Source organism: Xanthomonas populi (assembly GCF_002940065.1).
Classification (GTDB): Bacteria; Pseudomonadota; Gammaproteobacteria; order Xanthomonadales; family Xanthomonadaceae; genus Xanthomonas; species Xanthomonas populi.
In genome coordinates, this window is record NZ_MDEJ01000008.1 from 1 (window position 1) to 23,311 (window position 23,311).

Annotated in this window: 14 protein-coding genes and 2 pseudogenes; 6 read left to right on the top strand and 10 right to left on the bottom strand. The window is 64.1% G+C overall.

The features are described 5' to 3' along the window. The 3 genes and pseudogenes from XpopCFBP1817_RS02340 to XpopCFBP1817_RS02350 form a co-directional block, all read right to left on the bottom strand. On the bottom strand, window positions 1-1,107 hold a 1,107-nt coding region (locus XpopCFBP1817_RS02340), incomplete at its 3' end, for an HlyD/EmrA/EmrK family protein (RefSeq protein ID WP_244171040.1). After that, a pseudogene (locus tag XpopCFBP1817_RS02345) lies at window positions 1,104-2,504 on the bottom strand (efflux transporter outer membrane subunit); the annotation flags it as partial. The gene XpopCFBP1817_RS02340 and the pseudogene XpopCFBP1817_RS02345, both read right to left, overlap by 4 nt. A gap of 27 nt (window positions 2,505-2,531) precedes the next feature. Continuing rightward, the gene (locus tag XpopCFBP1817_RS02350) at window positions 2,532-2,972 is read right to left on the bottom strand and encodes a MarR family winged helix-turn-helix transcriptional regulator (protein WP_128415820.1); all 441 of its coding nucleotides are present in this window, start codon (window positions 2,970-2,972) and stop codon (window positions 2,532-2,534) included. A gap of 123 nt (window positions 2,973-3,095) precedes the next feature. On the opposite strand from XpopCFBP1817_RS02350, the pseudogene XpopCFBP1817_RS22505 reads away from it, so the two are divergent. The 3 genes and pseudogenes from XpopCFBP1817_RS22505 (at window position 3,096) to XpopCFBP1817_RS02365 (ending at window position 7,344) form a co-directional block, all read left to right on the top strand. After that, a pseudogene (locus XpopCFBP1817_RS22505) lies at window positions 3,096-3,945 on the top strand (AraC family transcriptional regulator). Window positions 3,946-4,008: 63 nt separating this feature from the next. Next, window positions 4,009-6,252, top strand: coding sequence for a DNA topoisomerase IV subunit A (parC, locus tag XpopCFBP1817_RS02360; RefSeq protein WP_128415821.1), 2,244 nt, complete (start codon window positions 4,009-4,011; stop codon window positions 6,250-6,252). Between the two features lie 435 nt (window positions 6,253-6,687). Beyond that, window positions 6,688-7,344, top strand: coding sequence for a thiopurine S-methyltransferase (locus tag XpopCFBP1817_RS02365; protein WP_128415822.1), 657 nt, complete (start codon window positions 6,688-6,690; stop codon window positions 7,342-7,344). 281 nt (window positions 7,345-7,625) lie between these two features. On the opposite strand, the gene bfr is transcribed toward XpopCFBP1817_RS02365, so the two are convergent. Continuing rightward, window positions 7,626-8,111: a bacterioferritin gene (gene bfr / locus XpopCFBP1817_RS02370; protein ID WP_128415859.1), complete on the bottom strand. Its 486-nt coding sequence runs from the start codon at window positions 8,109-8,111 to the stop codon at window positions 7,626-7,628. A 145-nt stretch (window positions 8,112-8,256) separates the two neighbouring features. Here bfr and XpopCFBP1817_RS02375 point away from each other — a divergent pair, with 145 nt between their 5' ends. The 3 genes from XpopCFBP1817_RS02375 to hpaM all read left to right on the top strand — a co-directional run bounded on the left by XpopCFBP1817_RS02375 (window position 8,257) and on the right by hpaM (window position 14,498). Continuing rightward, on the top strand, window positions 8,257-10,665 hold the full coding sequence (locus tag XpopCFBP1817_RS02375) for a penicillin acylase family protein (protein ID WP_128415823.1): 2,409 nt from the start codon (window positions 8,257-8,259) through the stop codon (window positions 10,663-10,665). A 399-nt stretch (window positions 10,666-11,064) separates the two neighbouring features. Then, entirely contained in the window at window positions 11,065-13,206 is a 2,142-nt protein-coding gene (locus XpopCFBP1817_RS02380) for a TonB-dependent siderophore receptor (RefSeq protein WP_128415824.1), read from the top strand. Window positions 13,207-13,445: 239 nt separating this feature from the next. Then, a complete protein-coding gene (hpaM, locus tag XpopCFBP1817_RS02385; RefSeq protein WP_167393790.1) occupies window positions 13,446-14,498 on the top strand; it encodes a type III secretion-associated outer membrane-bound protein HpaM in 1,053 nt (350 codons plus the stop codon). Between the two features lie 57 nt (window positions 14,499-14,555). Here the strand turns inward: hpaM and asnB are convergent, their stop codons facing one another. From asnB to map, 6 genes are all read right to left on the bottom strand, one after another. Then, entirely contained in the window at window positions 14,556-16,250 is a 1,695-nt protein-coding gene (asnB, locus tag XpopCFBP1817_RS02390) for an asparagine synthase B (RefSeq protein WP_128415826.1), read from the bottom strand. Between the two features lie 293 nt (window positions 16,251-16,543). Beyond that, on the bottom strand, window positions 16,544-17,677 hold the full coding sequence (gene dapE, locus XpopCFBP1817_RS02395; RefSeq protein ID WP_128415827.1) for a succinyl-diaminopimelate desuccinylase: 1,134 nt from the start codon (window positions 17,675-17,677) through the stop codon (window positions 16,544-16,546). 112 nt (window positions 17,678-17,789) lie between these two features. Next, window positions 17,790-18,146, bottom strand: a complete 357-nt coding sequence (locus tag XpopCFBP1817_RS02400) for a Spx/MgsR family RNA polymerase-binding regulatory protein (RefSeq protein WP_128415828.1) — start codon at window positions 18,144-18,146, stop codon at window positions 17,790-17,792. A gap of 273 nt (window positions 18,147-18,419) precedes the next feature. Beyond that, the gene (dapD, locus tag XpopCFBP1817_RS02405; protein WP_128415829.1) at window positions 18,420-19,595 is read right to left on the bottom strand and encodes a 2,3,4,5-tetrahydropyridine-2,6-dicarboxylate N-succinyltransferase; all 1,176 of its coding nucleotides are present in this window, start codon (window positions 19,593-19,595) and stop codon (window positions 18,420-18,422) included. 18 nt (window positions 19,596-19,613) lie between these two features. Beyond that, window positions 19,614-22,220, bottom strand: coding sequence for a [protein-PII] uridylyltransferase (locus tag XpopCFBP1817_RS02410; RefSeq protein ID WP_128415830.1), 2,607 nt, complete (start codon window positions 22,218-22,220; stop codon window positions 19,614-19,616). Further along, a complete protein-coding gene (gene map / locus XpopCFBP1817_RS02415; protein WP_128415831.1) occupies window positions 22,217-22,993 on the bottom strand; it encodes a type I methionyl aminopeptidase in 777 nt (258 codons plus the stop codon). Before map ends, XpopCFBP1817_RS02410 begins: the two co-directional genes overlap by 4 nt. Window positions 22,994-23,311 lie beyond the last annotated feature (318 nt).

The following is a 23,311-nucleotide window of genomic DNA, read 5'->3' on the forward strand; positions in this document are numbered from 1 at the left end:
AGATCGCTGATTTTTTGAAGGTATGGTCATCATCCAGTGCGTGTCACCACGGCTACGACTTGGTTGTTCGAGGTGCCCCTCAACCTTCATCGACAAGCCAATGCGCAGCGGGTTACCCGCCAGTTGCTTGGCATCCACCGCGATGCGCACCGGCACGCGCTGCACGATCTTGATCCAGTTGCCGCTGGCGTTTTGCGCCGGCAGCAGCGAGAACGCGCTGCCGGTGCCCAGGCCCAGGCTTTCGATGCGGCCGGTATAGTCAACGCCGCCGCCGTACAGATCCGAATGCAGCTCCACCGGCTGACCCAGACGCATGTGCTTGAGCTGGGTTTCCTTGAAGTTGGCTTCCACCCACACCTGCTCCAGCGGCACCACCGCCATCAGCACGCTACCGGGCTGCACACGCTGGCCCAGCTGCGCCGAACGACGCGCCACGTAACCGGATACCGGCGCAATCACACCGGTGCGCGCATGGTTGAGATAGGCCTGACGCAGCTGCGCGGCGGCGGTCTGCACGTCCGGCTGATTGGCCACCGTGTTGTCGTCTACCAATGCACGATTCCGCTCGAAGCTCTCGCGCGAACCGCTGACGGCGGCTTCGGCAGCGGAGAGTTCGTCGCGGGCATGCGCCAGTTCTTCGTTGGAAATCGCGCCGCTGGCAGCCAAGTTCTTACGCCGTGCGACGTCGGCGCGTGCACTGCGCAACGTGACCTCACGCGAAGACAATTCGGCTTGCGCACCTTCCACGCTGCGATACAGACCACGCACCTGACGCACGGTCTTGGCCAGGTTGGCTTCGGCCTGCTGCAACGCGACCGCGGTGTCGGCCGGGTCCAGCTGCACCAGCAACTGGCCACGCTCCACGCGCATGCCGTCTTCGGCGCCGATGCTGACCACGGTGCCACCCACCATCGGGGTAATCTGCACCTGGTTGCCCTGCACGTAGGCGTCGTCGGTGTCCTCGTGCCAGCGGCCGATCAGGAAGTACCACGCCACCACCGCGATGATCGCCAGGATCACCGCAATGGCCACGATGCGCAGCAGCATGCGGCGCCTGCTCGGCGCGGCCGGCGTGGGTGGGGGAGAAGTTGCAGTGGTCTGGCTCATTGTCGCTGTCTCAGAAAATTCGGTTGTGCGGAAGTGGTCGCGGCGTGTGCGGTATCGCGCGCAAATTCCGGCGTGAATCCGCCGCCCAGGGCGCGCTGCAACCTCACCGAGGCCAACAGGTGTTGCGATTGCAGGCTGGCCATGCGCTGGCGTGCGGTGAGCAATTGCTCCTGCACGCTGAGCACTTCCAGCTAGCTGCCGATGCCGGCGCGGTAGCGCTGCTGTGCGAGATCGAAGGCGGCAGTGACGGTCTGCACGGCCTAGTCCTGCGCGCGTGCGCGCTGCCCCAGCGAACGCACCGCGTTGACCTGGTCGGCCACCTCGCGCAGCGCATCGAGCACCTTCTGGTTGTAGTCGGTCACCGCCAGGTCGTACTGCGCATCGCTGCCGGCCAGATTGGCGCGCAGCTTGCCGCCGTCGAAGATCGGTAAACTCAATGCAGGAGCGACCACGCCGAACAGAGACGCGTTTTCCAGCAACTGGCCGACATCCCGGTTCACCAGCCCGCCCAGCGCGGTGATGTTGAAGCTGGGATAGAAGCGCGTCTTGGCGGCCGCAATGTTCTTGTCGGCAGCCTCCACGCGCCAGCGCGCGGCGACCACATCCGGGCGCCGCCCCAACAGTTCGGCCGGCAGCGCGCTTGGCAATTGCAGCGCGCCTGCGCTGCTCAAGGTGGGACGGGCAGGGCCCAGCCCGCGGTCCGGGCCCTGCCCGACCAACGCGGCCAGCGCCGTGCGCGCCTGGTCGATCTGCTGCTGCGCCGATTGCAGCTGCTGTTGCGCAGCCGGCACGCGCGCCTGCGACTGACGCACCTGCAGTTCGCTGTCGATGCCGGCGCCGCGACGTTGCCGGGTGAGGTCCAGTGTCTTCTGCGCGCGCGTCAACTCATCGTTGGCCACATCGTGCAGGCGCCACGCGTAGTCGAGCTGGGCATAGGCTTCGGCGATTGCCGCCGACAGGTTCAGGCGCGCCGCCTGCGCATCCACCTCGGACGCATGCGCCTGGTCCACCGCCGCTTCCCAGGCGGCGCGCTTGCCGCCCCACAGGTCCACGCCGTAGCGGAAATCCAGCACCACCTGGCCATTGCCGCCGAATTTGCCGCCGCGTTCGTCGCCCACCATCGATTCGGGCAACTGCACGCCGGCATAGCCGCCGGACACCGACAGGCTCGGGCCGCGATCGGCCTGCGCGGTGCCGATGCGTGCCTGCGCCTGGCGCAAGCGCGCATCGGCCGCGGCCAGGCTGGGGCTGTGTTGCAGGCCTTCGGCAATCAGCGCGTTCAATTGCGGATCGCCCAAGGCACGCCACCAATCGCTGGCCGGCCACGCTGCCGGGCTGAGAGGGGCCTGTGCCAAGGTGCGCTCGGCATACAGCACGCCCGGTTCCAGCACGGCGCCCTATCTGGATCGAAGAATTAGCAGCGTTCATGCGTTGAGTGCATCGCGGACACGGATGAGAAGAGAGGTAAGTTGCTCGCGCTCGGGCGCGGCCAGATCGCGCAGGCCGTGCTCGATGGCGCGTTCGCCGCGCAGCTTCAGTCGCTCCCACAACGCCACGCCCTGTTCGGTCATGACGATCTGCAGCGCGCGCCGGTCCTGCGCATGCGGCTCGCGGCGCACCGCGCCGAGCGCTTCGAGCTTGTCGAGCAGGCGGGTGACCGCGCTCGGGGTCTGGTCCAGCGCCAGCGCCAGTGCGTTGGCCGTGCATGGCGAACGCACCGCCAGCATTTTTAGACCGACGTAGTGGCTGAAACCGAAGTCGGGCAGTTCGCCCTTGATCTCGGTATCGAGCTGCCGCATCAGCGCGTCGCGCACCTGGCGCAACAGCAGGCCGAACGATGGCCAGGAGGAAGAGAGGTCACTCATGGCGGGTCATATTGTTCCGAAAAATATATTTGTCAACGACAATATATTTAAAGGTATTAAAATGCCAACAAGGATCGGCACGATACGCGGAGGGTTGGCTGACCTTGTAATAAAATTTCGCCAATGAATATCGAAAACTCGCCAGCGACGGTCGATACCCTGCCGCCGGGCGTGCGCGCCAGCTTCGAGTGGGCAGATGGCCCGGAAGTGATCGCATTTCTGGCCGATCTGCACGCAGTGTGGGCGCCGGAGACCGCCCAGCACGCGCATGTGCGCGGCCAGCTGATGTAGGTGGAGCACGGCATGCTGACCGTGCATACCGAGCAGGGCAACCTGTCGCTGCCACAGGGCTGCGCCGGCTGGATGCCGCCGGCCAGCAGCACACCGTGGAACTGGCAGGGCCGATGCGCGGCTGGGGTTTGGTGGTGCGGCCGGATGCCTGCGCCGCCCTGCCAGCACAAGGCAAGTTGATCCGACTGACCGGGCTTGCGCGCGAAGTCATCATGCGCGCATCCTGCTGGCCTCTGGACCAGCCGCTGGATGCCGCCCGGCAACGACTGGCTGCGGTGTTGCTGGACGAACTATGCCATGCGCAGATCGACCACCTGCACCTGCCCATGCCGGCCGACCGCCGGCTGCTGCGCATCGACCGCCAGCTGCTCGACAACCCCGCCGACCCGCGCCCACTCGACGCCTGGGCCGACTGGGGCGGGCTGTCGCCGCGCAGCCTGAGCCGGCATTTCCGCGACGAGACCGGGCTGAGTTTTGCGCAATGGCGTCAACAGGCGCGGCTGACCGAGGGCCTACGCCGGCTCAGCCAGGGCAGCGCAGTCGCACAGGCTGCCGACCAGCTCGGCTACAGCAGCCCAGTGCTTTCGTCAGCGTCTTCCACCGCCATTTCGGCGCCCCGCCCACGCGATATCTGGCCGGCACCCACGCGCGCGGCTTGGCATCCCCCGCCGCATCCGGATAATCGGCGCTCTTCGAGCTCGCGCCTGGCGCGCGGGTTTCTCTTTACGTAGGACCTGGCTTCGCAATGACCGATCTGACCCGCCCCACCTTCCATGGCTTTGAGCAGTTGCCGCTGCGCGAATACGCCGAACGCGCCTATCTCGACTACTCCATGTACGTGGTGCTCGACCGCGCCCTGCCGTTCCTGGGCGACGGCCTGAAGCCGGTGCAGCGGCGCATCATCTTCGCGATGAGCGAGCTGGGCCTGAACGCGGCCGCCAAGCCGAAGAAATCCGCGCGTACCGTGGGCGATGTGATCGGTAAGTACCATCCGCATGGTGACAGCGCCTGCTACGAGGCGCTGGTACTGATGGCGCAGCCGTTTTCGTACCGTTACCCGCTGATCGAAGGCCAGGGCAACTTCGGCTCAACCGACGACCCCAAGTCGTTCGCGGCGATGCGTTACACCGAATCCAAGCTGACCCCGATCGCTGAGGTACTGCTGGGCGAAATCAGCCAGGGCACCACCGATTGGGCGGCCAACTTCGATGGCACCCTGGAAGAGCCGACCTGGTTGCCGGCGCGCCTGCCGCACCTGCTGCTCAACGGCACCACCGGCATTGCGGTGGGCATGGCCACCGACGTGCCGCCGCATAACCTCAATGAGATTGTCAGCGCGCTGCTGCGCCTGCTCGACAACCCCGATGCCACGGTTGCCGAACTGTGCGAGCACGTGCTCGGCCCGGACTACCCCACCACTGCCGAAATCATCACCCCCATCGCCGACCTGCGCGCGATCTACGAGACCGGCCATGGCAGCGTGCGTGCACGCGCCACCTACAAGAAAGAACACGCCAACATCGTCATCGACGCGCTGCCGTATCAGGTATCGCCATCCAAGGTGATCGAACAGATCGCCCAGCAGATGCGCGCCAAGAAGCTGCCGTGGCTGGAAGACATCCGTGACGAATCCGACCACACCAGCCCGGTGCGGGTGGTGATGGTGCCGCGTTCCAACCGCGTCGATGCCGAACAGCTGATGGGCCACCTGTTCGTCACCACCGATCTTGAGCGCAGCTACCGCGTCAACCTCAATGTGATCGGTCCGGATGGCCGCCCGCAGGTCAAGAATCTGCGCCAGTTACTGAGCGAGTGGCTGACCTTCCGCAGCGACACCGTCACCCGCCGCCTCAACCATCGCCTGCAGAAGGTCGAGCGTCGCCTGCACCTGTTGGAAGGCTTGTTGATCGCCTTCCTCAATCTGGACGAAGTGATCCGCATCGTCCGCAGCGAGGACGAACCCAAGCCGGTGCTGATGGCCAAGTTCGCACTCAGCGAGGAACAGGCCGAATACATTCTGGAAACCAAGCTGCGCCAGCTGGCGCGCCTGGAAGAAATAAAGATCCGCGGCGAGCAGGAAGCGCTCGCCAAGGAGCGCGCGCAACTCCTGGCCATTCTCGAAAGCAAGACCAAGTTGAAGAAGCTGATCAAGGACGAACTCACTGCCGACGCCAAGAAGTTCGGCGACGCGCGTCGCTCGCCACTGGTGCAGCGTGGCGCGGCGCAGGCGATCGACGAAACCGAGATGGTCGCCAGCGAACCGATGACCGTGGTGTTGTCGGAAAAGGGCTGGGTGCGCGCGGCCAAGGGCCATGAAGTGGATCCGGCCGGCATGTCCTACCGCGATGGCGACAGCTTGCTCACCGCAGTGCGCAGCCGCAGTACCCATCAAGTGGCGTTCCTGGATTCGGAAGGCCGCGCCTATTCGACTGCGGTGCATACCCTGCCCTCGGCGCGTGGCAATGGCGAACCGTTGACCGGACGTTTTTCGCCGGCCACCGGCGCTTCGTTCCAGGTCATGGCCAGCGCCGACAACACCACCCGCTTCGTGCTCGCTTCATCGCACGGCTACGGCTTCGTCACCCGCTTCGAAAACCTCACCGGCCGCAACAAGGCCGGCAAGGCGATGCTCAACCTGACCACCGGCGCGCAGGTACTCACGCCGGCACAAGTCACCAACCCGCAGACCGACCGCATTGTCGCTGTCACCAGCGCCGGCAATCTACTGGCGGTGCCGGCCAGCGATGTGCCCGAGCTGGACAAGGGCAAAGGCAACAAGATCATCGAGATCCCCAAGGCCAAACTCGGCACCGAGCGCGTGGTCGCGGTGGTGGCGGTGGCACCGGGCAACACGCTGTTGGTGCGCAGCGGCGCACGCACCATGAGCCTGTCGTTCAAGGATCTGGAGACGTATGTGGGCACGCGTGCGAGTCGTGGGGCGTTGTTGCCGCGCGGGTGGCAGAAAGTAGATGGACTGGAAGTGCAGTAACGCTTGTTCACCTAAGCGACGCGCGGCGGCGCGTTCGATGCTGTCGTCGCGCCCTCGATTAGTTCGGCTTGGAACATCAAAACGACGCTGAAGCTCAAGCTCTGCGTCGCCTTGAGAGGTCATCGAACGGTGCGGATGCGTCGGTTGTAGAGCGGATGATCTGCGGCTTGGCTGCAGGGCCCTTGCCCGCCCACCATCGCGGGACACGCCGCAAGTACATCCATGTAGGCTCTTACGCGGCATCCATGCCGCGTAAGGTCCCGCGACGGTGGGCGGGCAAGAACCAATCAAGATGGTCGGTGTGCGTGGTTGCGCGCGGTGTCTGCCAGGCAGCTGTGCGATGCGTTGCGGTCTGATCGGCTCCTTTCGAGCGGCAATATCACTCCTATTTTCGCCATCACATCACTGGTCAACGCAAGACAACAAGACAACATCATGGACACAGATTTCTGGCTGCAGCGGTGGCAGGACGGTCAGACCGGCTTCCATCAGGACGAGGTGATGCCGCTACTGCAAAAGCATTGGCCGGCGTTGCAGTTGCCGAAGGCTGCCCGCGTGCTGGTGCCGTTGTGCGGCAAGACACTGGATATGCATTGGTTGGCCGCGCAAGGCCATCGCGTGCTGGGTGTGGAAGTATCGCCGTTGGCCGTCACGCAGTTCTTCGATGACGCAGGCCTGCGACCGCAGCGACACACCAGCAGCGCCGGCGAGCACTTTATTGCCGGCCCGATCGAAATCATCTGCGGCGATGCCTTTGCACTGGACGCAAGCGTGCTGGCCGATTGCAGCGCTGTCTATGACCGCGCTGCATTGATCGCCCTGCCTGCGGCGCTACGTCGGCGCTATCTGGAGACCGTCTATGCGCGCCTGCCCACCGGCTGCTGCGGTCTGCTGATCACGTTGGACTATCCGCAAGCCGAAAAAGCCGGCCCACCCTTCTCGGTGGATGCCGCCGAGGTACACGCATTGTTCGACGCGCAGTGGCAGGTGCAGGCGTTGGAACACCGCGACATCCTGGATCAGGAGCCGCGCTTCCGTGCCGATGGCGTTACCGCACTGTCGACCGGGGTGTATCGCCTGCAACGTAACTGACGATCGCGTTCGAACGCGCTGTCGCGCCCGAACGCTGCTGCCTTCGCATCAGTCGGCCGTTGCATGCGTCGCACAATGCGCAAGTCGCAAGCCGATCAAGACCGCGTGACCTTGCACCACGCGGTGGTTCCGCACACGCGCGTAATGCGCAAAGCAACACCGCAGCAGACTGCCGGCAGATGACGCAGGCCGCGCAGCAATGCGATGCACAGCGAGGCACCTGCCGACTGCGAACCTGTGCTGCGCCAGCTCTTCGGCTGCGCAGCGCCCAGTCGCCCGACTCAGCCGGCCACGTGGCCCTTGTCGATCTTCGAGGTCTGGTACAACTCCAGGCCAATGCGCTTGATCAGGCCTAGCTGCTGCTCCAGCCACCAGGCGTGATCTTCTTCGGTGTCCTGCAGCTGCTTGAGCAGCATGTCGCGGCTGACGTAATCGCCATGCTCTTCGCACAGCTTCATGCCGGCGGCCAGATTGGCGCGCACTTCGTATTCCACCACCAGGTCGCGCTCAAGCATCTCCACCACGGTTTTGCCTGGCGCAAACTCCGACGGCCGCATGTCCGGGTCGCCTTCCAGAAACAGGATGCGCCGCAGCAGCGCGTCGGCGTGCTCGGTTTCTTCCTGCATCTCGTGATTGATGCGCTCGTACAGCGCCATCAGTCCCTGATCTTCGTAACGGCGCGAATGCAGGAAATACTGGTCGCGTGCCGCCAGCTCGCCGCGCAGCAGCTGCTTGAGGTAATCGACGACTTCGGGATGGCCTTTCATGGTGTGCTCCAGCAACGCAATGCGCGCATGGTGCCCTAAGCCGCCGGACAATGATCTAATCGGAATCACTTTCAGTTGCGTTGCGACCAGACCCGCCACGGTCATGACGGCGCGCCACACTTCGACCGAGCTCAAGGAATCGACAATGCGCACATGGCTGGGCCGGCTGTTGCTGGGAATCGTGGTGCTGGCGGTGGTAGCCACGTTGACTATTTATCTGCTGCTGCGTGGCAGCCTGCCGCAGCTGGATGGCGACAGCGCCCTCACCGGACTGGCGGCGGTGGTCAGCGTGCAGCGCGACCGATTGGGCGTGGTCACCATCGATGCGGCCAGTCAGGTCGATGCCATGCGCGCGCTCGGCTATGTGCACGCGCAGGAGCGCTACTTCGAGATGGATCTGATGCGCCGCGCGCCGGCCGGCGAGTTGTCCGAGCTATTTGGCGCGGCAGCGTTGGACCTGGACAAACGCAACCGCGTGCATCGGTTGCGCGCACGCGTGCATGCCAGCCTGGACATCGCTGCAGGCAGCCAGCGCGCAGCATTGCAGGCCTATACCGACGGCGTGAATGCGGGGCTGGCGGCCTTGCGCGTGCGTCCATGGCCGTACCTGCTGCTGCGGCAGACGCCGCGCGCCTGGACGCTGGACGATTCCATCCTCACCGGCATGGCGATGTACGCCGACCTGCAGGACAACGACAACCAGACCGAACTGGCCAGCGCACGTATCCGCGCGGTGGTGCCGCCCGCGCTGGCGGCGCTGCTCGATCATCAGGGCTCCAGCTGGGATGCACCGCTGTTCGGGCCGGCACTGGGCGATGCGGTACTTCCGGATGCGGCGACGCTGGATCTGCGGCGTTTGCCGCATCCAGCCGCTGCACCACGCGCCGAACAACCGACCCCGGGCAGCAACAACTTCGCCGTGGACGGCAGCCTCACCCGCGACGGCCGCGCCATCGTCGCCGACGATATGCATCTGGGCCTGCGTGCGCCCAACATCTGGTTCCGCGCGCGCTTGCGGTATCCGGATATCAGCGCGCCCGAGGGCAAGGTGGATGTCACCGGCTTCACCCTGCCCGGCCTGCCGGCGGTGGTGGTCGGCAGCAATGGGCACGTGGCCTGGGCGTTCACCAACAGCTATATCGATACGGCGGATTTCGCGCGGATTGCGCCAGCCACGCCCGGGCATCCGCAAGCGCTCACCACGTATGTCGAAACGATTCATGTGGCCGGCGCTTCGCCGGTGCGCTTTCCAGTGCGCGAGACGGTCTGGGGGCCGGTCCTGCATCAGAACCTTGATGGCAGCCTGCTCGCACTGCGCTGGGCAGCACAGCTTCCCGGTGCGATCCGTCTGGATTTCGCGCAGATGAGCAGCGCGGCGGATCTGCAGGCGGCTTTTGCGGTGGCCGATCGCTCGGGCATTCCCGCGCAGAATCTGTTGCTGGCCGACCGCAGCGGGCGCATCGCCTGGCGGCTGATCGGCGCACGCCCGCTGCGCAATCCGGGGTGCAGCCCGAGTGGCATTGCCGAACTTGCGACCTCGGCGCAGGAGTCGAACGAGGCGTTGCCTTCGACTGCCGGCGCGGTCGCCTCCGAACCTGCGCCCACTGGCTGCGTGCCATGGCCGGTGCGCAGCGACGATGCACCCGCCTTGATCGACCCACCCTCACACCGGCTCTGGACCGCCAACAGCCGCATCTTCGCTGCGCAGCAGCTGGCCACACTCGGCAATGCCGGCTACGACCTGGGCGCACGCGGGCAGCAGATCCGCGACGATTTGTTCGCCAAACAGCGTTTCAACGAACTGGATCTGCTTGCCATCCAGCTCGACGATCGCGCCGTGCTGCTCACGCGTTGGTGGCAGTTGTTGCGCAGCATGGTCGAACACAGCAAGGACCCGGCGCTGCAACAGATCGAAGTCGCCACGCGGCAGTGGGACGGGCATGCGTCCACCGGCTCGGTGAGCTATCGCATCGTGCGCGGTTTTCGCAGCATGACCATCGATGCCGTGGAAGCCGGCCTGCTGGCACCGGCAAACGCTGCGCTTGGCGATGACTTTCTGCCGCCGCGTCGCGCGCAGTTGGAAGGCATCGTCTGGCCGATGCTGCAGCAGCGCCCTGCACATTTGTTGCCGCCCACGTACACCAGTTGGGATCAGTTGCTTACCGATGCTGCACGCAGTGCGCAGACGGATTTAGCTGCTCAGGACGGCCCCTTGAGCGGGCGTACCTGGGGCGAGCGCAATACCGCCGCGATCTGCCACCCAATCGCGCGCGCCTTGCCTGACCTCGCCAAGCGCTGGCTGTGCATGCCGCCCGACCAACTCCCCGGCGATCGCGACATGCCGCGCGTCCAAGGCCCGGCCTTCGGCGCGTCCGAACGCATGGTGGTCTCCCCCGGCCACGAACGCGACGGCATCGTGCATATGCCGGGTGGCCAGAGCGGACATCCGTTGTCGCCGTTCTGGGGCGCCGGGCATGACGATTGGGTGCATGGCCGGCCCACCCCATTTCTGCCGACTGCTACCCGCTACACGCTGCGATTGCAGCCAAATTAGGCATCGATACGGGTTTTGACGGTCGATACGGGTTTCGACCAAAGCAAAAAGCTTAGTTGAGCTGCGTTAGCCCCTCTCCTGCTGCGGGAGAGGGGGTTGGGGTGAGGGTACGGGCGCCCGCCATGCGACCGATGGCAGGCGATGCGGCTCATCCTGCACTAGCTTCACGCGGCTTCCTGCATGACAAACGGCACGAGGCTTCGCCCGCATCCTCATCCACCCTTCGGGCACTTTCTCCCGGTGGGAGAAGGGATGCCTCTGCACTTCTGCACTTCTGCGTTCTGCGTCTTGCACATCTGCATGTCTACACATCCACAACTGCGCACATCTGCCAATCCATGTGATGAAGCGAGCACCTCATGCTAAGATGCATTTGATAACCATTCCCATTAGTGACCAATGCGCCCCACGCTCCTTGTCACCGCGCTTACCTGTGCGCTCGCCCTGCCTTCGCAATCCGCTTTCGCCAAACACACCAGCACCTCGCCCGCCATCACCGAACTCGATGGCGTCGACGTCATCGGCCGTGCACAGACGCTCTACAAGTCTGAAGACGCGGCGGTGGCCACGCGCACCGACACGCCGCTGGCGCTGGTGCCGCAATCGGTGCAGGTGCTGCCGCGCGAGTTGATCGACGACCAGGCAGCACGTCAAATCACTGATCTGTATCGCAGCATCAGCGGCATCAGTTTCTTCAGCTATGCCGGCGTCACCTTGCGCGGATTTCGCCAGGGAAACGTGCTGTACGACGGCCTGCGCGGCGACCCGTATGCCGGCTTCTCGGTGCCGCAGCTGTTCAACATCGAACGCGTGGAAGTACTCAAAGGCCCGGCCGGTGCGTTGTACGGCGGCGGCGAACCCGGTGGCGTTATCAATTACGTCACTCGCAAACCCGGCCATCAGGCCGCGCGTCGGGTGGAGCTGCAGGTGGGCAATCAATCCTTCGGGGCGGCCTCGTTCGAAGCCACCGGCCCGGCACGCGAAGACGGCCGCATTCGTTACCGCATGGGTGCCTATGCCGATGGCGAAGATGGCTTTCGCTGGAACACCGATGGCCAGAGCCAGATCGGCGATGCGTCGGTGGCGTTCGACATCGGGCAGACCGGCGAGCTCACCTTGCAGTACACCGACATCACCCAGAACCTGGGCGGCAATCGCCTGCGCGGCGTGCCGGTGGATGACGATGGCAACTTCCTTACCGACCGCCGCTGGAACCACAACGCGTCCACCGACTTTCTCGACATGCGCGCCAAGGTGGTGTTCGCGCAGTATCGCTTTGCGCCGTCGGATGCGTGGGATGTGGACATGGCGCTGCGCTGGTTCAAGAACGACGAGCATCAGATCTATCACGAGCCGATGGGCTTGATCGACCGCGATGGCGACGGCACCGCCGAATGGATGACGCGGCAGTTACGCAATCAGTTCCGCGACAACGATGCGATCTCCAGCAACGTCAACGCGATTTTCCGCACCAGCATCGGCGCGATCGAGCACAAGCTGTTGATGGGCGCGGACTACTATCGGCTGGATGCGGATTTCCGCGCGCAGACTGCAGATACCGCCGACACCGGCCGCGTCGGCGGGCCAGTGCCGGGCATCGATCTGTTCAACCCGGTGTACGGGCGCAGCGGCTTCTACGACTACGGCCTGGACCGCCTGCCCTGGCGCGCCACCAGCATCCGCAGCCAGCGCTACGGCGCATATCTGCAGGACGAACTCACGCTGACGCCGCGCTGGTTTGCGATGGCCGGGTTGCGTTGGGATGGTTTCAAGGACGACAACCGCCTGGACGGCTCGCGCGTCACCGGCAACGATCTCAGCTGGCGCGTGGGCAGCACGTTCGTACTGCGCGATGGCATCAATGCATACGCAAGTTATGCCAGCGGGTTTCTGCCGCAGGATGGGGCAAATCAGGACAGCAGCGTTGGCGGCCTGTTCGATCCCGAGCGCAGCAAACAATGGGAAATCGGCCTGAAGACTGCGCTCAACGATGGCGGGCTGACCCTCAACACCGCGCTGTATCGCATCGAACGCAGCAATATCGTGCAAGCCAACGGCAGCATCGTCGATGGCGTCAATCAACTCTCCGCCCTCGGCCTGGTACGCAGCGAAGGCCTGGAAGTGGATCTGCTGGCCGACCTCACCGAACGCTGGGTGCTCAACCTGACTTACGCCTACAACGATGCGCGCGTGCTCGATGCAGGCACCAATGGCATCACCAATGCCTCCGGCGACCGCTTCGCCAATGCACCGCGCAACACCTTCGGCCTGTGGACGCGTTACGACCTGCCGGCCTGGAACTCGGCGATCGCCTTTGGTGCCGATTACGTGGGCGAGCGACTCAGCCTGGAAGGGCAGCGCGTCAAGCCGTACGCCATCTTCGACATCAGTTGGCAAAGGCAGTGGGATGCGTGGAAGCTGCAGGTCAATGTCAAGAACCTGTTCGACAAGGTCTATGCCGTCAGCGGTTTCACCGAGCGCACCGGTCACTTTCCCGGCGAACCGCGCCGCATCTATGCGCAGTTGGCCTACAGTTTTTAAGCGTGGCGAACGCGCCTGCCTAGATCTTGATGGCTGCTTCAAGTGTGACGTTCGTCGGCCGCAGCGGTGTGCCGCACACACCGCTGCGGCCTCAACAACCGCAATGCACTGAACCTGCGCCGAATCACGCATGCCGGAATCGGCCAGACCTTAACGTCCGGTGGGACACACTAGAGGCCGTCGCGATGTGGAACTCATCTCCACAACATCGCCCCCTCCCCCCACTGACCGGAATCCGCATGCCTCAGCTTGCCCGCTCCCTTTCCGCCCTGTTGCCACTGCTTATTGCTGCGACCGCCTGCTCGGCCGCGCCACCCGCCAAATCCGGCCCGCCGGATGCGCCCGTCGCCGCCTGCACCGCCAAAGTGCGCCCCGGCCAGGATCTGCAAAAAGCCATCGACACGCTCCCGCAAAGCGATACGCCTGCGGTGCTGTGCCTGGAAAAAGGCGAATTTCCGCTCAATGGCCTGGTCTCGATCCACCGAGGCAACCTCACCCTGCGCGGCAAGGGCCTAACCACCGTGCTGCGCATGGCCGATGGCGTGCAGCAACCGGCGCTGGTTGTCGGCGATTACGAAAATCAACAGCCGATCGGCGTGATCCGCAACGTCAGCATCGAAGACATGCAGATCGTCGCCAGCACCGGCGACAAGGAGTTCATGCCCGAGCGCCAGTATCTGAGCAATAGCGCGGTGGTGGTGCGTTCCGGCCAGGGCATCCGGCTTGCCGGCTTGCAGGTCAACAAGTGCCGCAGCGCCTGCCTGTTAAGCGAGTACGACACGCGTGAGATCACCATCGAAAACAACGACGTCTCCGGTGCGATCTGGGATGGCGTGTCGTTCAACCGCACCGCCAAGGTCACGATGGTCAACAACTATATCCACGACAATGTGGCGGCAGGCCTGACCACCGAGCACCTGGAAGACAGCGAAATCCGCAACAACCGCTTCGAGCGCAATGGCAGCCAGGGCATCTATCTGTCGGATGCGCGGCGCAACCGCTTCAGCAACAACCAGTTCGACGGCAACAAGGTCGCCGGCATCTTTCTGGCCTGCGCCATTCGCTATCGCACCCCGGAAATCCTGTGCTGGGACAACAGCATGAGCCAGGACAACGTGTTCGAGAACAATCGCTTTTCCAGCAACCCGTTCACCTACACCATCGGCGTGGACCGCGCCGCCAACTGCACTGCGGCGGACTTCAAGCCGAACCTGTGGCGCAGCAACCAGGCCGATGTGGCTGGCGTGGATATCGAGCCGCAGCGCTACGGGTACTGCGTGCGCCACGAGTGATCGCAACAGCGGCCGGCAGTGCGTGAGCGCATGCCGGCCGCTGCATTCGATCTAAGGTTACGAGGCCAGCGCCTGTTCGTGCACGCCGGCAATCGCACGGCCGGACGGGTCGGCCATCGCGGCAAAACTCGCATCCCAGGCAATAGCGGTCGGCGACGAACACGCGATCGACTTGCCACCCGGCACCGTCTCCGCAGCCGCCTGGCTGGGGAAAAATTGCGCAAACAGCGTGCGATAAAAATACGCCTCCTTGGTCTGCGGCGGGTTGACCGGGAAGCGTTTGTCGGCAGCCGCCAGCTCGCGGTCGCTCACATGCGCGGCAGCATGCGCTTTCAGTCCATCGATCCAGCCATAGCCTACCCCATCGCTGAACTGTTCTTTTTGCCGCCACAGAATCGACTCAGGCAGATAACCGGCGAATGCTTCGCGCAATACGCCCTTTTCCATGCGCGTGGCGTCACTGCTGGTCTTGTCGATCATCTTGAAGCTGGCGTCCATGCGCATCGCCACGTCCAGGAACTCGCGATCCAGGAACGGCACGCGTGGCTCCACGCCCCAGGCCATCATCGATTTGTTGGCGCGCAGGCAATCGTAGTTGTTGAGCGCATCCAGTTTGCGTACCAGTTCCTCGTGAAATTCGCGCGCGTTCGGCGCCTTGTGGAAATACAGATAGCCGCCGAAGATCTCGTCGCTGCCTTCGCCGGAGAGCACCATCTTCACGCCCATGGCCTTGATGCGTCGCGCCAGCAAAAACATCGGCGTGGAGGCGCGAATGGTGGTGACGTCATAGGTCTCGATATGGCGGATCACCTCGGGCAGCGCATCCAGGCCTTCTTCGAAGGTGTATTCGAAACCGTGATGCACGGTGCCGAGCGCGGCGGCGGCGACTTCGGCGGCGGCAAGATCCGGCGAGCCCTTCAAGCCGATCGCGAACGAATGCAGGCGCGGCCACCAGGCCTCGGTGGTGTCGTTCTCTTCGATGCGATGCCGTGCGTAGCGCGCGGCCACGGCGGCGACCAGTGACGAATCCAGCCCGCCGGACAGCAGCACGCCGTAGGGCACGTCAGTCATCAATTGACGATGCACCGCGCGCTCGAACGCCTCGCGCAATTCCTGCAACTGCACCTGCACGCCTTCCACTTCGGTGTATTGGCGCCAGGGGCGCTCGTAGTAGCGGATCAATACACCGGTGGCGCTGTCGTACCAATGACCAGGCGGAAATTGCGCGGCATCGGCGCAATCGTCCACCAAGGCTTTCAATTCCGAGGCCACACGCAAACGGCCTTCGCGATCGTGGCCCCAGTACAGCGGCACCACACCGATCGGATCGCGCGCGATGATCACGCGCCCGGCGGCCTTGTCCCACAGTGCAAACGCAAAGATGCCGTTGAGGCGATTGAGGTACGAGGCCGGCGCATCTTCGCGATACAGCGCGTTGATCACCTCGCAATCGGACCCGGTCTGGAATGCGTACGGCTGCTTCAATTCCTGTTTGAGCTCGCGATGGTTATAGATCTCGCCGTTCACGGCGAGCGCAAGCTCTCCATCTTCGGACAGCAACGGCTGCGAGCCGCCGGCCGGGTCGACGATGGCCAGCCGCTCGTGCACCAGAATCGCACCGGTATCGACATACACGCCGCTCCAGTCGGGGCCGCGATGGCGCTGCCGCTGCGAACATTCCAGTGCCTGCCGGCGCAATGCCTGCAGATCGTCACCGGGTTGCAGGCCGAAAATACCGAAGATGGAACACATGGAAACACTCCTGATGAAACTGCGGGGATTGGCGGCCGGTGGGAGAGCGTGCTGCACGAGAATGACACCCATAAAAAAACCCGCATCGGCCGATGCGGGTTTTCTGATTCCTAGGCGTTTGGTGTACGTCGCCTAGTCGCAGACCCGCATCGGCTGCGCACGATTATTCGCGCGCAGCGTGGTGCGGTTGGCGTTATTGAGGTTGGCTCGGTGGATGACCATGGGTTGGACGCTAACCGTTCGTTTTCGATGGCGCAACTGTTTCAGCGGCAACGACGGTGGCAAACGGTCAATCATTCGACCAGTAGCCGCTCGATCAATGTGCGATACAGCGCCGGCAAAGCCTCCAGATCGGCCACGCGCACATGCTCATCGACCTGGTGGATGCTGGCGTTGACCGGGCCGACTTCGATGCATTGCGCGCCCAGCGGCGCGATAAAGCGCGCATCCGAAGTACCGCCGCCCGTGCTCTCTTCCGGCAGCGCGCCAGCAAACTGGCCCAGCACCTCACGCGCAACGCTGCGCAAGCGCCCTTCCGGGGTGTAGAACGGCTCGCCGCTGCGATGCCAGCGCAGCGAATACGCCAACGCGTGGCGATCCAGCAATGCGGCGATCTCCGCTTCCAGTCGCGGTGCATCCCAATGCGGGGTGTAGCGAAGATTGAAGGCCACCTGTAGCTCGCCCGGAATCACGTTATTGGCGCCGGTGCCCGCATGAATATTGGAGATCTGCAGGCTGGTCGGCGGAAAACTCTCAAAGCCCGCGTCCCATTGCCGTGCCACCAGCTCGGCCAGCGCAGGTGCTGCCAGATGGATCGGATTGCGTGCCTTGTGCGGATACGCCACATGCCCCTGCACGCCCTTGACGGTCAACGTGCCGGACAAACTGCCGCGACGGCCGACGCGCAGCAGATCGCCCAGTCGCTCGGTGGACGACGGCTCGCCGGTGATGCACCAATCGATCGCTTGCCCACGCGCGCGGAATAGATCGGCAACGCGCCGCACGCCATCGATGGCATCGCCTTCTTCGTCGGAGGTCAGCAACACCGCAAACGTACCGGTGTGCTCTGGATGGGCGGCGACGAATTGTTCGGCAGCGACAACGAAGGCGGCGACGCTGCCTTTCATATCGGCCGTGCCGCGCCCGTGTAGCAGACCATCGCGGATCTGCGGGTCGAACGGATCGCTGGTCCATGCCTCGCGCGGACCCGGCGGCACCACATCGGTGTGCCCGAGCAGCACCAGCACCGGCGCACCGCTGCCATGCGTGGCCCACAGATTGTCGACCTCGCCCAGGCGCAGGTGCTCGCAGGCGAAGCCGGCCGCGCTCAGACGCTGCGCAATCACAGCCTGACAGCCGGCATCGTCCGGGGTCACCGAGGTGCGTGCGATCAGGTCGCAGGTCAGTTGCAGTACGTCGCTGGTCATGCTCGTCCTTCCGATAAAGAGATGCACCTGTGCTGCGGGCATTAGCAGCTAGCATGCCTTCGACGCGCTCGCCACGCACACGTATGCGCGAGCCGATGACGCGATGGCGCTATCAGGCGATGCCGAACCTTGCCTTGAACCCGTTGTCGGAGAACCCCTGAATGAGCGCACCATCGTCGGTCACCACCACCGGGCGGCGGATCAATTGCGGGTATTCGCGCAGCAGCAGCTTCCATTCGGCATGCGAACCGGGCGTCTTTTTGTTATCGTGCAACTGGCGCCACGTGGTCGACGACTTGTTGATCAGTGCACTGAATCCGCCAGCCTTGCCAGCCCAGTCCAACAGCGTCTCCGGCGCGGGTTTGTACTCGCGGTAATCGACAAACGTGTAGGCCACGCCGAAGCGGTCCAGCCACTTGGTCGCCTTCTGGCAGGTGTCGCAGTTCTTCAATCCGTAGAGCGTGGTCATGCGAAATATCCGAGAATGCAGTATGCAAAGCCCCTCTCCCCTAAGCGCACCACGGCACGCGCGGAGCGGGGGTGAGGGTACGGCGGCGAAGCGATCGGTGATTCACCCCTGATGGCGCGTGGCGACGCGTTTGTCGTTGCAGGCACTGACACGTTTCTGAGGCGCTACTCATCCGGCGCTACGCGCCACCTTCTCCCGGTGGGAGGGGAGAAGGGAAGAGAGCTGCAAGCAGTTGTCATGCGGGCGAATCGCTCAGGCATCTGGGCGCTGACCTTAATCCGCCAACCCACGCAGCAACTCATTCACGCTCGTCTTACTACGCGTTTTCGCATCTACCTGCTTGACGATCACCGCGCAATACAGCGAATGCGAGCCATCCTTGGACGGCAGCTGCCCGGACACAACCACGCTATACGGCGGCACATAACCATAGGAAATTTCGCCGGTTGCACGGTTGTAGATGCGCGTGCTCTGGCCGATGAACACGCCCATGCCGATCACGCTGTGATGGCCTACCACCACGCCTTCAACCACTTCCGAACGCGCGCCGATGAAGCAATGATCTTCGATGATGGTCGGGCTGGCCTGCAGCGGTTCGAGCACGCCACCGATGCCGGCGCCGCCGGACAGATGGCAGTGCTTGCCGATCTGCGCACACGACCCTACTGTGGCCCAGGTGTCGACCATGGTGCCTTCGCCGACATACGCGCCGATGTTGGTGAAGCTCGGCATCAGCACCACGTCCTTGCCGAAATAGCTGCCGCGACGCGCGACCGCGCCCGGCACCACACGCACACCGGCCTTGCGGAACTCGGCCTCGTTGAAGCCGGCAAAACGCGACTCCACCTTGTCCCAGAATGGCGCTGGCTGCGCCTCGATCACCGCCATCTCATTGACGCGGAAATACAGCAGCACGGCCTTCTTCAACCACGCGTTGACGGTCCAGCCGCCCTGCCCGTCCGGCTCGGCGACGCGGAACTCGCCGCTTTCCAATCTGTCGATGACACGGGTGACGATAGCGCGGGTGGAGCCGTCGATTTCGTCGCTGGTCAAGCTGGCGCGGCGCTCGAATGCGCTCTCGATCCCGAACTTGAGCTCGTCATTGCCCACGTGCGTTGCAGTACTCTGTACCGCCTTTTCGGCGATCGGCAGTTTCTTCGCAGCCGCCGCCTTTTGGGCGAGCGGCGCGGACACCACGGTGGTCGGCTGCTTGGCCACACGCGGTGCGCTGGCGACGACATTTTTTGCAACGCGTTTCTTGGCAGCAGCCTTGGTGTCGGCAGCTGCGACAGCGGTGGCCTTGCGCGCGGCAGGCAGCTTGCCCGGCTTGCTGACCGACGTGCGGTCACTCGGCTTTCCGTTCGCCTTGCTGCTTTTCGTGGTCGCGCGCGCGGGCGCTGCGCTGGTCGTGGTCGCGCTCTGCTTGGGCGCAGTCTTCTTGCTAGCCATGGGGGTCTCCAAAAGATGCTAGGTGGGGTCGAGACAGGCGCACAGCGCATCGCGCAGCGCCTGCCGGGCGGATTCGGACAACGGGAGGTCGTGCTCGTCGGTGATCTGGAGATGGTCTTCGGCGCGCTCGCCAAACGTGGCAATGCGCGCATCGTGTACGCGCAGGTGTTGCATGCGCAGCACGTTGGCCACATCGGCCAGCAAGCCGGGGCGATCGGGCGCCACCAGACTGATGCGGGTGCGGCGGCCGCCAGCGCTTTCACTGAATTCCACGCGCGGCGCAAAGCGGAAATGGCGCAGCTGGCGTGGCACCGAACGCCGCGAGGGACGCACCTTTTGCAGATCGCCGGCCAGCACCTGTCGCAAGGCCGCAGCCAGACGCTGCGGGTCGCCATCGGCAGAGCTGTCCTGCGGCAGCACTTCGAACACGTCGAAGATGGCATCGTTCGGCGCGTCCAGCACGCGTGCGCGGTGGATGCCATAGCCCTTGCGATCCAGCGTGGAGACAATCGCCGAAAACAAACCATCGCGGTCGCGCGAGTAAACGAACACCTCCAATGCGTCGTTGTCCGGCACTGCGCGGCGCGCCTTAACTGTGGTCTGGCCGATCTGTACTTCGATCAGCGAAACCGCCTGCCAGGCCAGTTGTTCGGGACGGAAGCGCAAAAAGTTCTCGTCAGGCATGCCGGCGAACTGGCGGTCGATGGTGGCATCGTCGTGCCCTTGCGCCTGCATCAGCGCGCGTGCGGACTCACGTGCTTCGCGCAAGCGCTCTTCGCGCGGCGGCGGATGTTCCAGACCTTCGCGCAGCGCGCGGCGCGCAGCGAAATACAGATCGGCCAGCAGCCGGTCCTTCCACGCATTCCATAATTTTGGACTGGTGCCGGCAATGTCGGCGCAGGTCAGCAGATACAGATAATCCAGCCGCTCGCGTGTGCCGACCAGCATGGCGAAACGATGGATCACCTCCGGGTCGGAGATGTCCTGCTTCTGTGCGGTCACCGACATGCGCAGATGCTGTTCCACCAGCCAGGCCACCAATGCGGTGTCGCCTTCGCTGAGCCGATGCGCCTGGCAGAACGCGCGCGCATCCACCGCGCCCAGTTCGGAGTGATCGCCGCCACGGCCCTTGGCGATGTCGTGAAACAAGCCCGCCAGCAGCAGTTCCGGCTTGCGCAACCGCGGCCAGACTTCGTGGGTGATCGAAAAACGCTCGTCGGCGCGACCGGCGGCAAACAGCGCGATATTGCGCAGCACCATCAACGTGTGCTGGTCCACTGTGTAAACATGGAACAGGTCGAACTGCATGCGCCCGGACACGCTGGCGAATGCGGGAATCCACTGACCCAACACGCCCAGGCGCGCCATGCGATTGAGCGTCTCCATTGCACGCGGACCGCGCAGCAGCGCCATGAAACGGTCGCGCGCGGTCGCGTCAGCCACGTCGTAGGCCGGCAACTCGCGCAGCACCTCGGCCAGCGCGCGCGCGGTCAGCGAATGCAATCCGCGCACGTCGCGATGCGCCGCCCACTGCGCAAACAACGCAAACACCTGCAGTACATCGCCGGCCGGCCAGTCGTCGGCATCGGCAGCCAGGTAGCCGCGCCGCACGCTGAAGCCGCCACCGAGCGGCTCCGGCACCGCTTCACCATCGAATTGCTCTTCGAAGCGCTGCAACAGACGGTCGCTGATCCGGCGGATTAACGCAGCGCTGCGATAGAAGCGCTGCATCATCTTTTCAACGCCCAGGCTTTCCGGGTCGTCGGCAAAGCCCAGCCGCTGCGCCAGGGCCTTTTGATAGTCGAAACGCAGGCGTTCTTCCGGCCGGTTGGCGACGATGTGCAACCCGAAGCGCAGCCGCGCCAGTTCTTCACGCTCGCGCCGCAGCGCTGCTGCCTCGTCGAAGCCGACATGGCCGAGCCCGACCAGCGCTTCCAGATCCTTGACGCCGAACGCGCGCAGCGCCATCCAGCCCAGTGTCTGCAGATCGCGTAAGCCGCCCGGGCCGTCCTTGATATCCGGCTCCAGGTTGTCGGCGGTATCGCCAAAGCGCTGATGGCGCGCCAGCAGTTCTTCGCGCTTGGCCTGGAAGAATTCGCGCGCCGGCCACACCCGTTGCGGGGCGATCGCCGCCGCCAATGCCGCGCGCGCCTGGCTTCCCGCAACCAGCGGGCGCGATTCGATCAATGCGGTCAGCACGCTCTGGTCGGCAGCCGCAGTGGTGCACTGCGTGGGCGAGCGTACTGCATGACTGATCGGCAATCCCACATCCCACAGCAACGCGAACAAACGCGCCAAAGCCTGCTCATGCTGTTGTTGCACAGCGCTTTCGCCCAGCACCAGCACATCCACGTCCGAACGCGGAAACAGTTCGCCGCGTCCGTAACCGCCGACGGCGTGCAACGACAGACCGGCATCGGCCGGGATGCAGCGCGTCCACGCACTGCGCGTCAATTGATCGACCGTGCGCGCGCGCAACGCCACCAGGCGCTCGATCGGTTCACCCTGATCGAAGCGCTTGCAGAGCCGCATGTCCGCATGCACCAGCAGCGGGCGCGCTTGCGCGGCCCACTCGGCATCGCCGGCGACACCCGGGTCGGGTCGGTCCGCCGGCGTGACTGTCATACCAGAGCAGGCGCGTTCGGCGACAGCGTCAGCACATCCACACCGTCTTCGGTCACTGCGACCATGTGTTCCCACTGCGCGGACAACTTGCGGTCCTTGGTCACCACCGTCCAGCCGTCGGGCAGCGTCTTATGGTGGTAGGTGCCTTCGTTGATCATCGGCTCGATGGTGAAGGTCATGCCCGGCTTGAGTACCAGGCCTTCGCCCGGACGGCCGTAATGCATCACCTGCGGCTCGTCGTGATAGACCTTGCCGATGCCGTGACCGCAGTAATCGCGCACCACGCTGAAACGCTCGGCTTCGGCGAACTTCTGGATCGCGTGGCCCACATCGCCCAACGTCGCACCCGGCTTGACTGCACGGATGCCGCGCCACATCGCCTCATACGTCGTGCCCACAAGGCGTTTGGCCATCACCGACGGCATGCCGACGCAATACATGCGGCTGGTATCGCCGTGCCAGCCGTCCTTGATGACGGTGACATCGATATTGACGATGTCGCCTTCCTTCAGGATCTTGGCTGCGCTCGGGATGCCGTGACAGATCACGTTATTGACCGAGGTGCACACGCTTTTGGGGAAGCCGCGATAACCGACGTTGGCAGGAATGGTGCCCTGCACGTTGACGATGTGGTCGTGGCAGATGCGGTCCAGCTCGGCAGTGGTCACGCCCGGTTGCACATGCGGGGCCACGATATCGAGCACCTCGGCGGCCAGGCGGCCGGCGACGCGCATCAGTTCGATTTCTTCTTTGGTTTTCAGATTGACGCTCATGGGGTGGATTATCGCCGATTCGGGCTGAATCTGAACGACCTGCGCAGTCGTTTTTTACAAAACACGCTGTCATGGCACAAGCGGACGGTGCAGCAGAAAACTGACATCACAGCGCATTCATGTGTGAAGCAGTGTAGAGAGCGTCAAAGTCCCCATTAACGGAGTCATCCGAGAGACATCGCATTTTTGCAAAAATAACCACTCTAAACAGGTAGATAGCGCGTGAATTAGGCGTTATCTTTTGGCACAGCTGATGCATTTCAAACAGGGCGACACGTCGTCGCGTCATCGATGACCAGACCGGTCAAGGAAATGTCC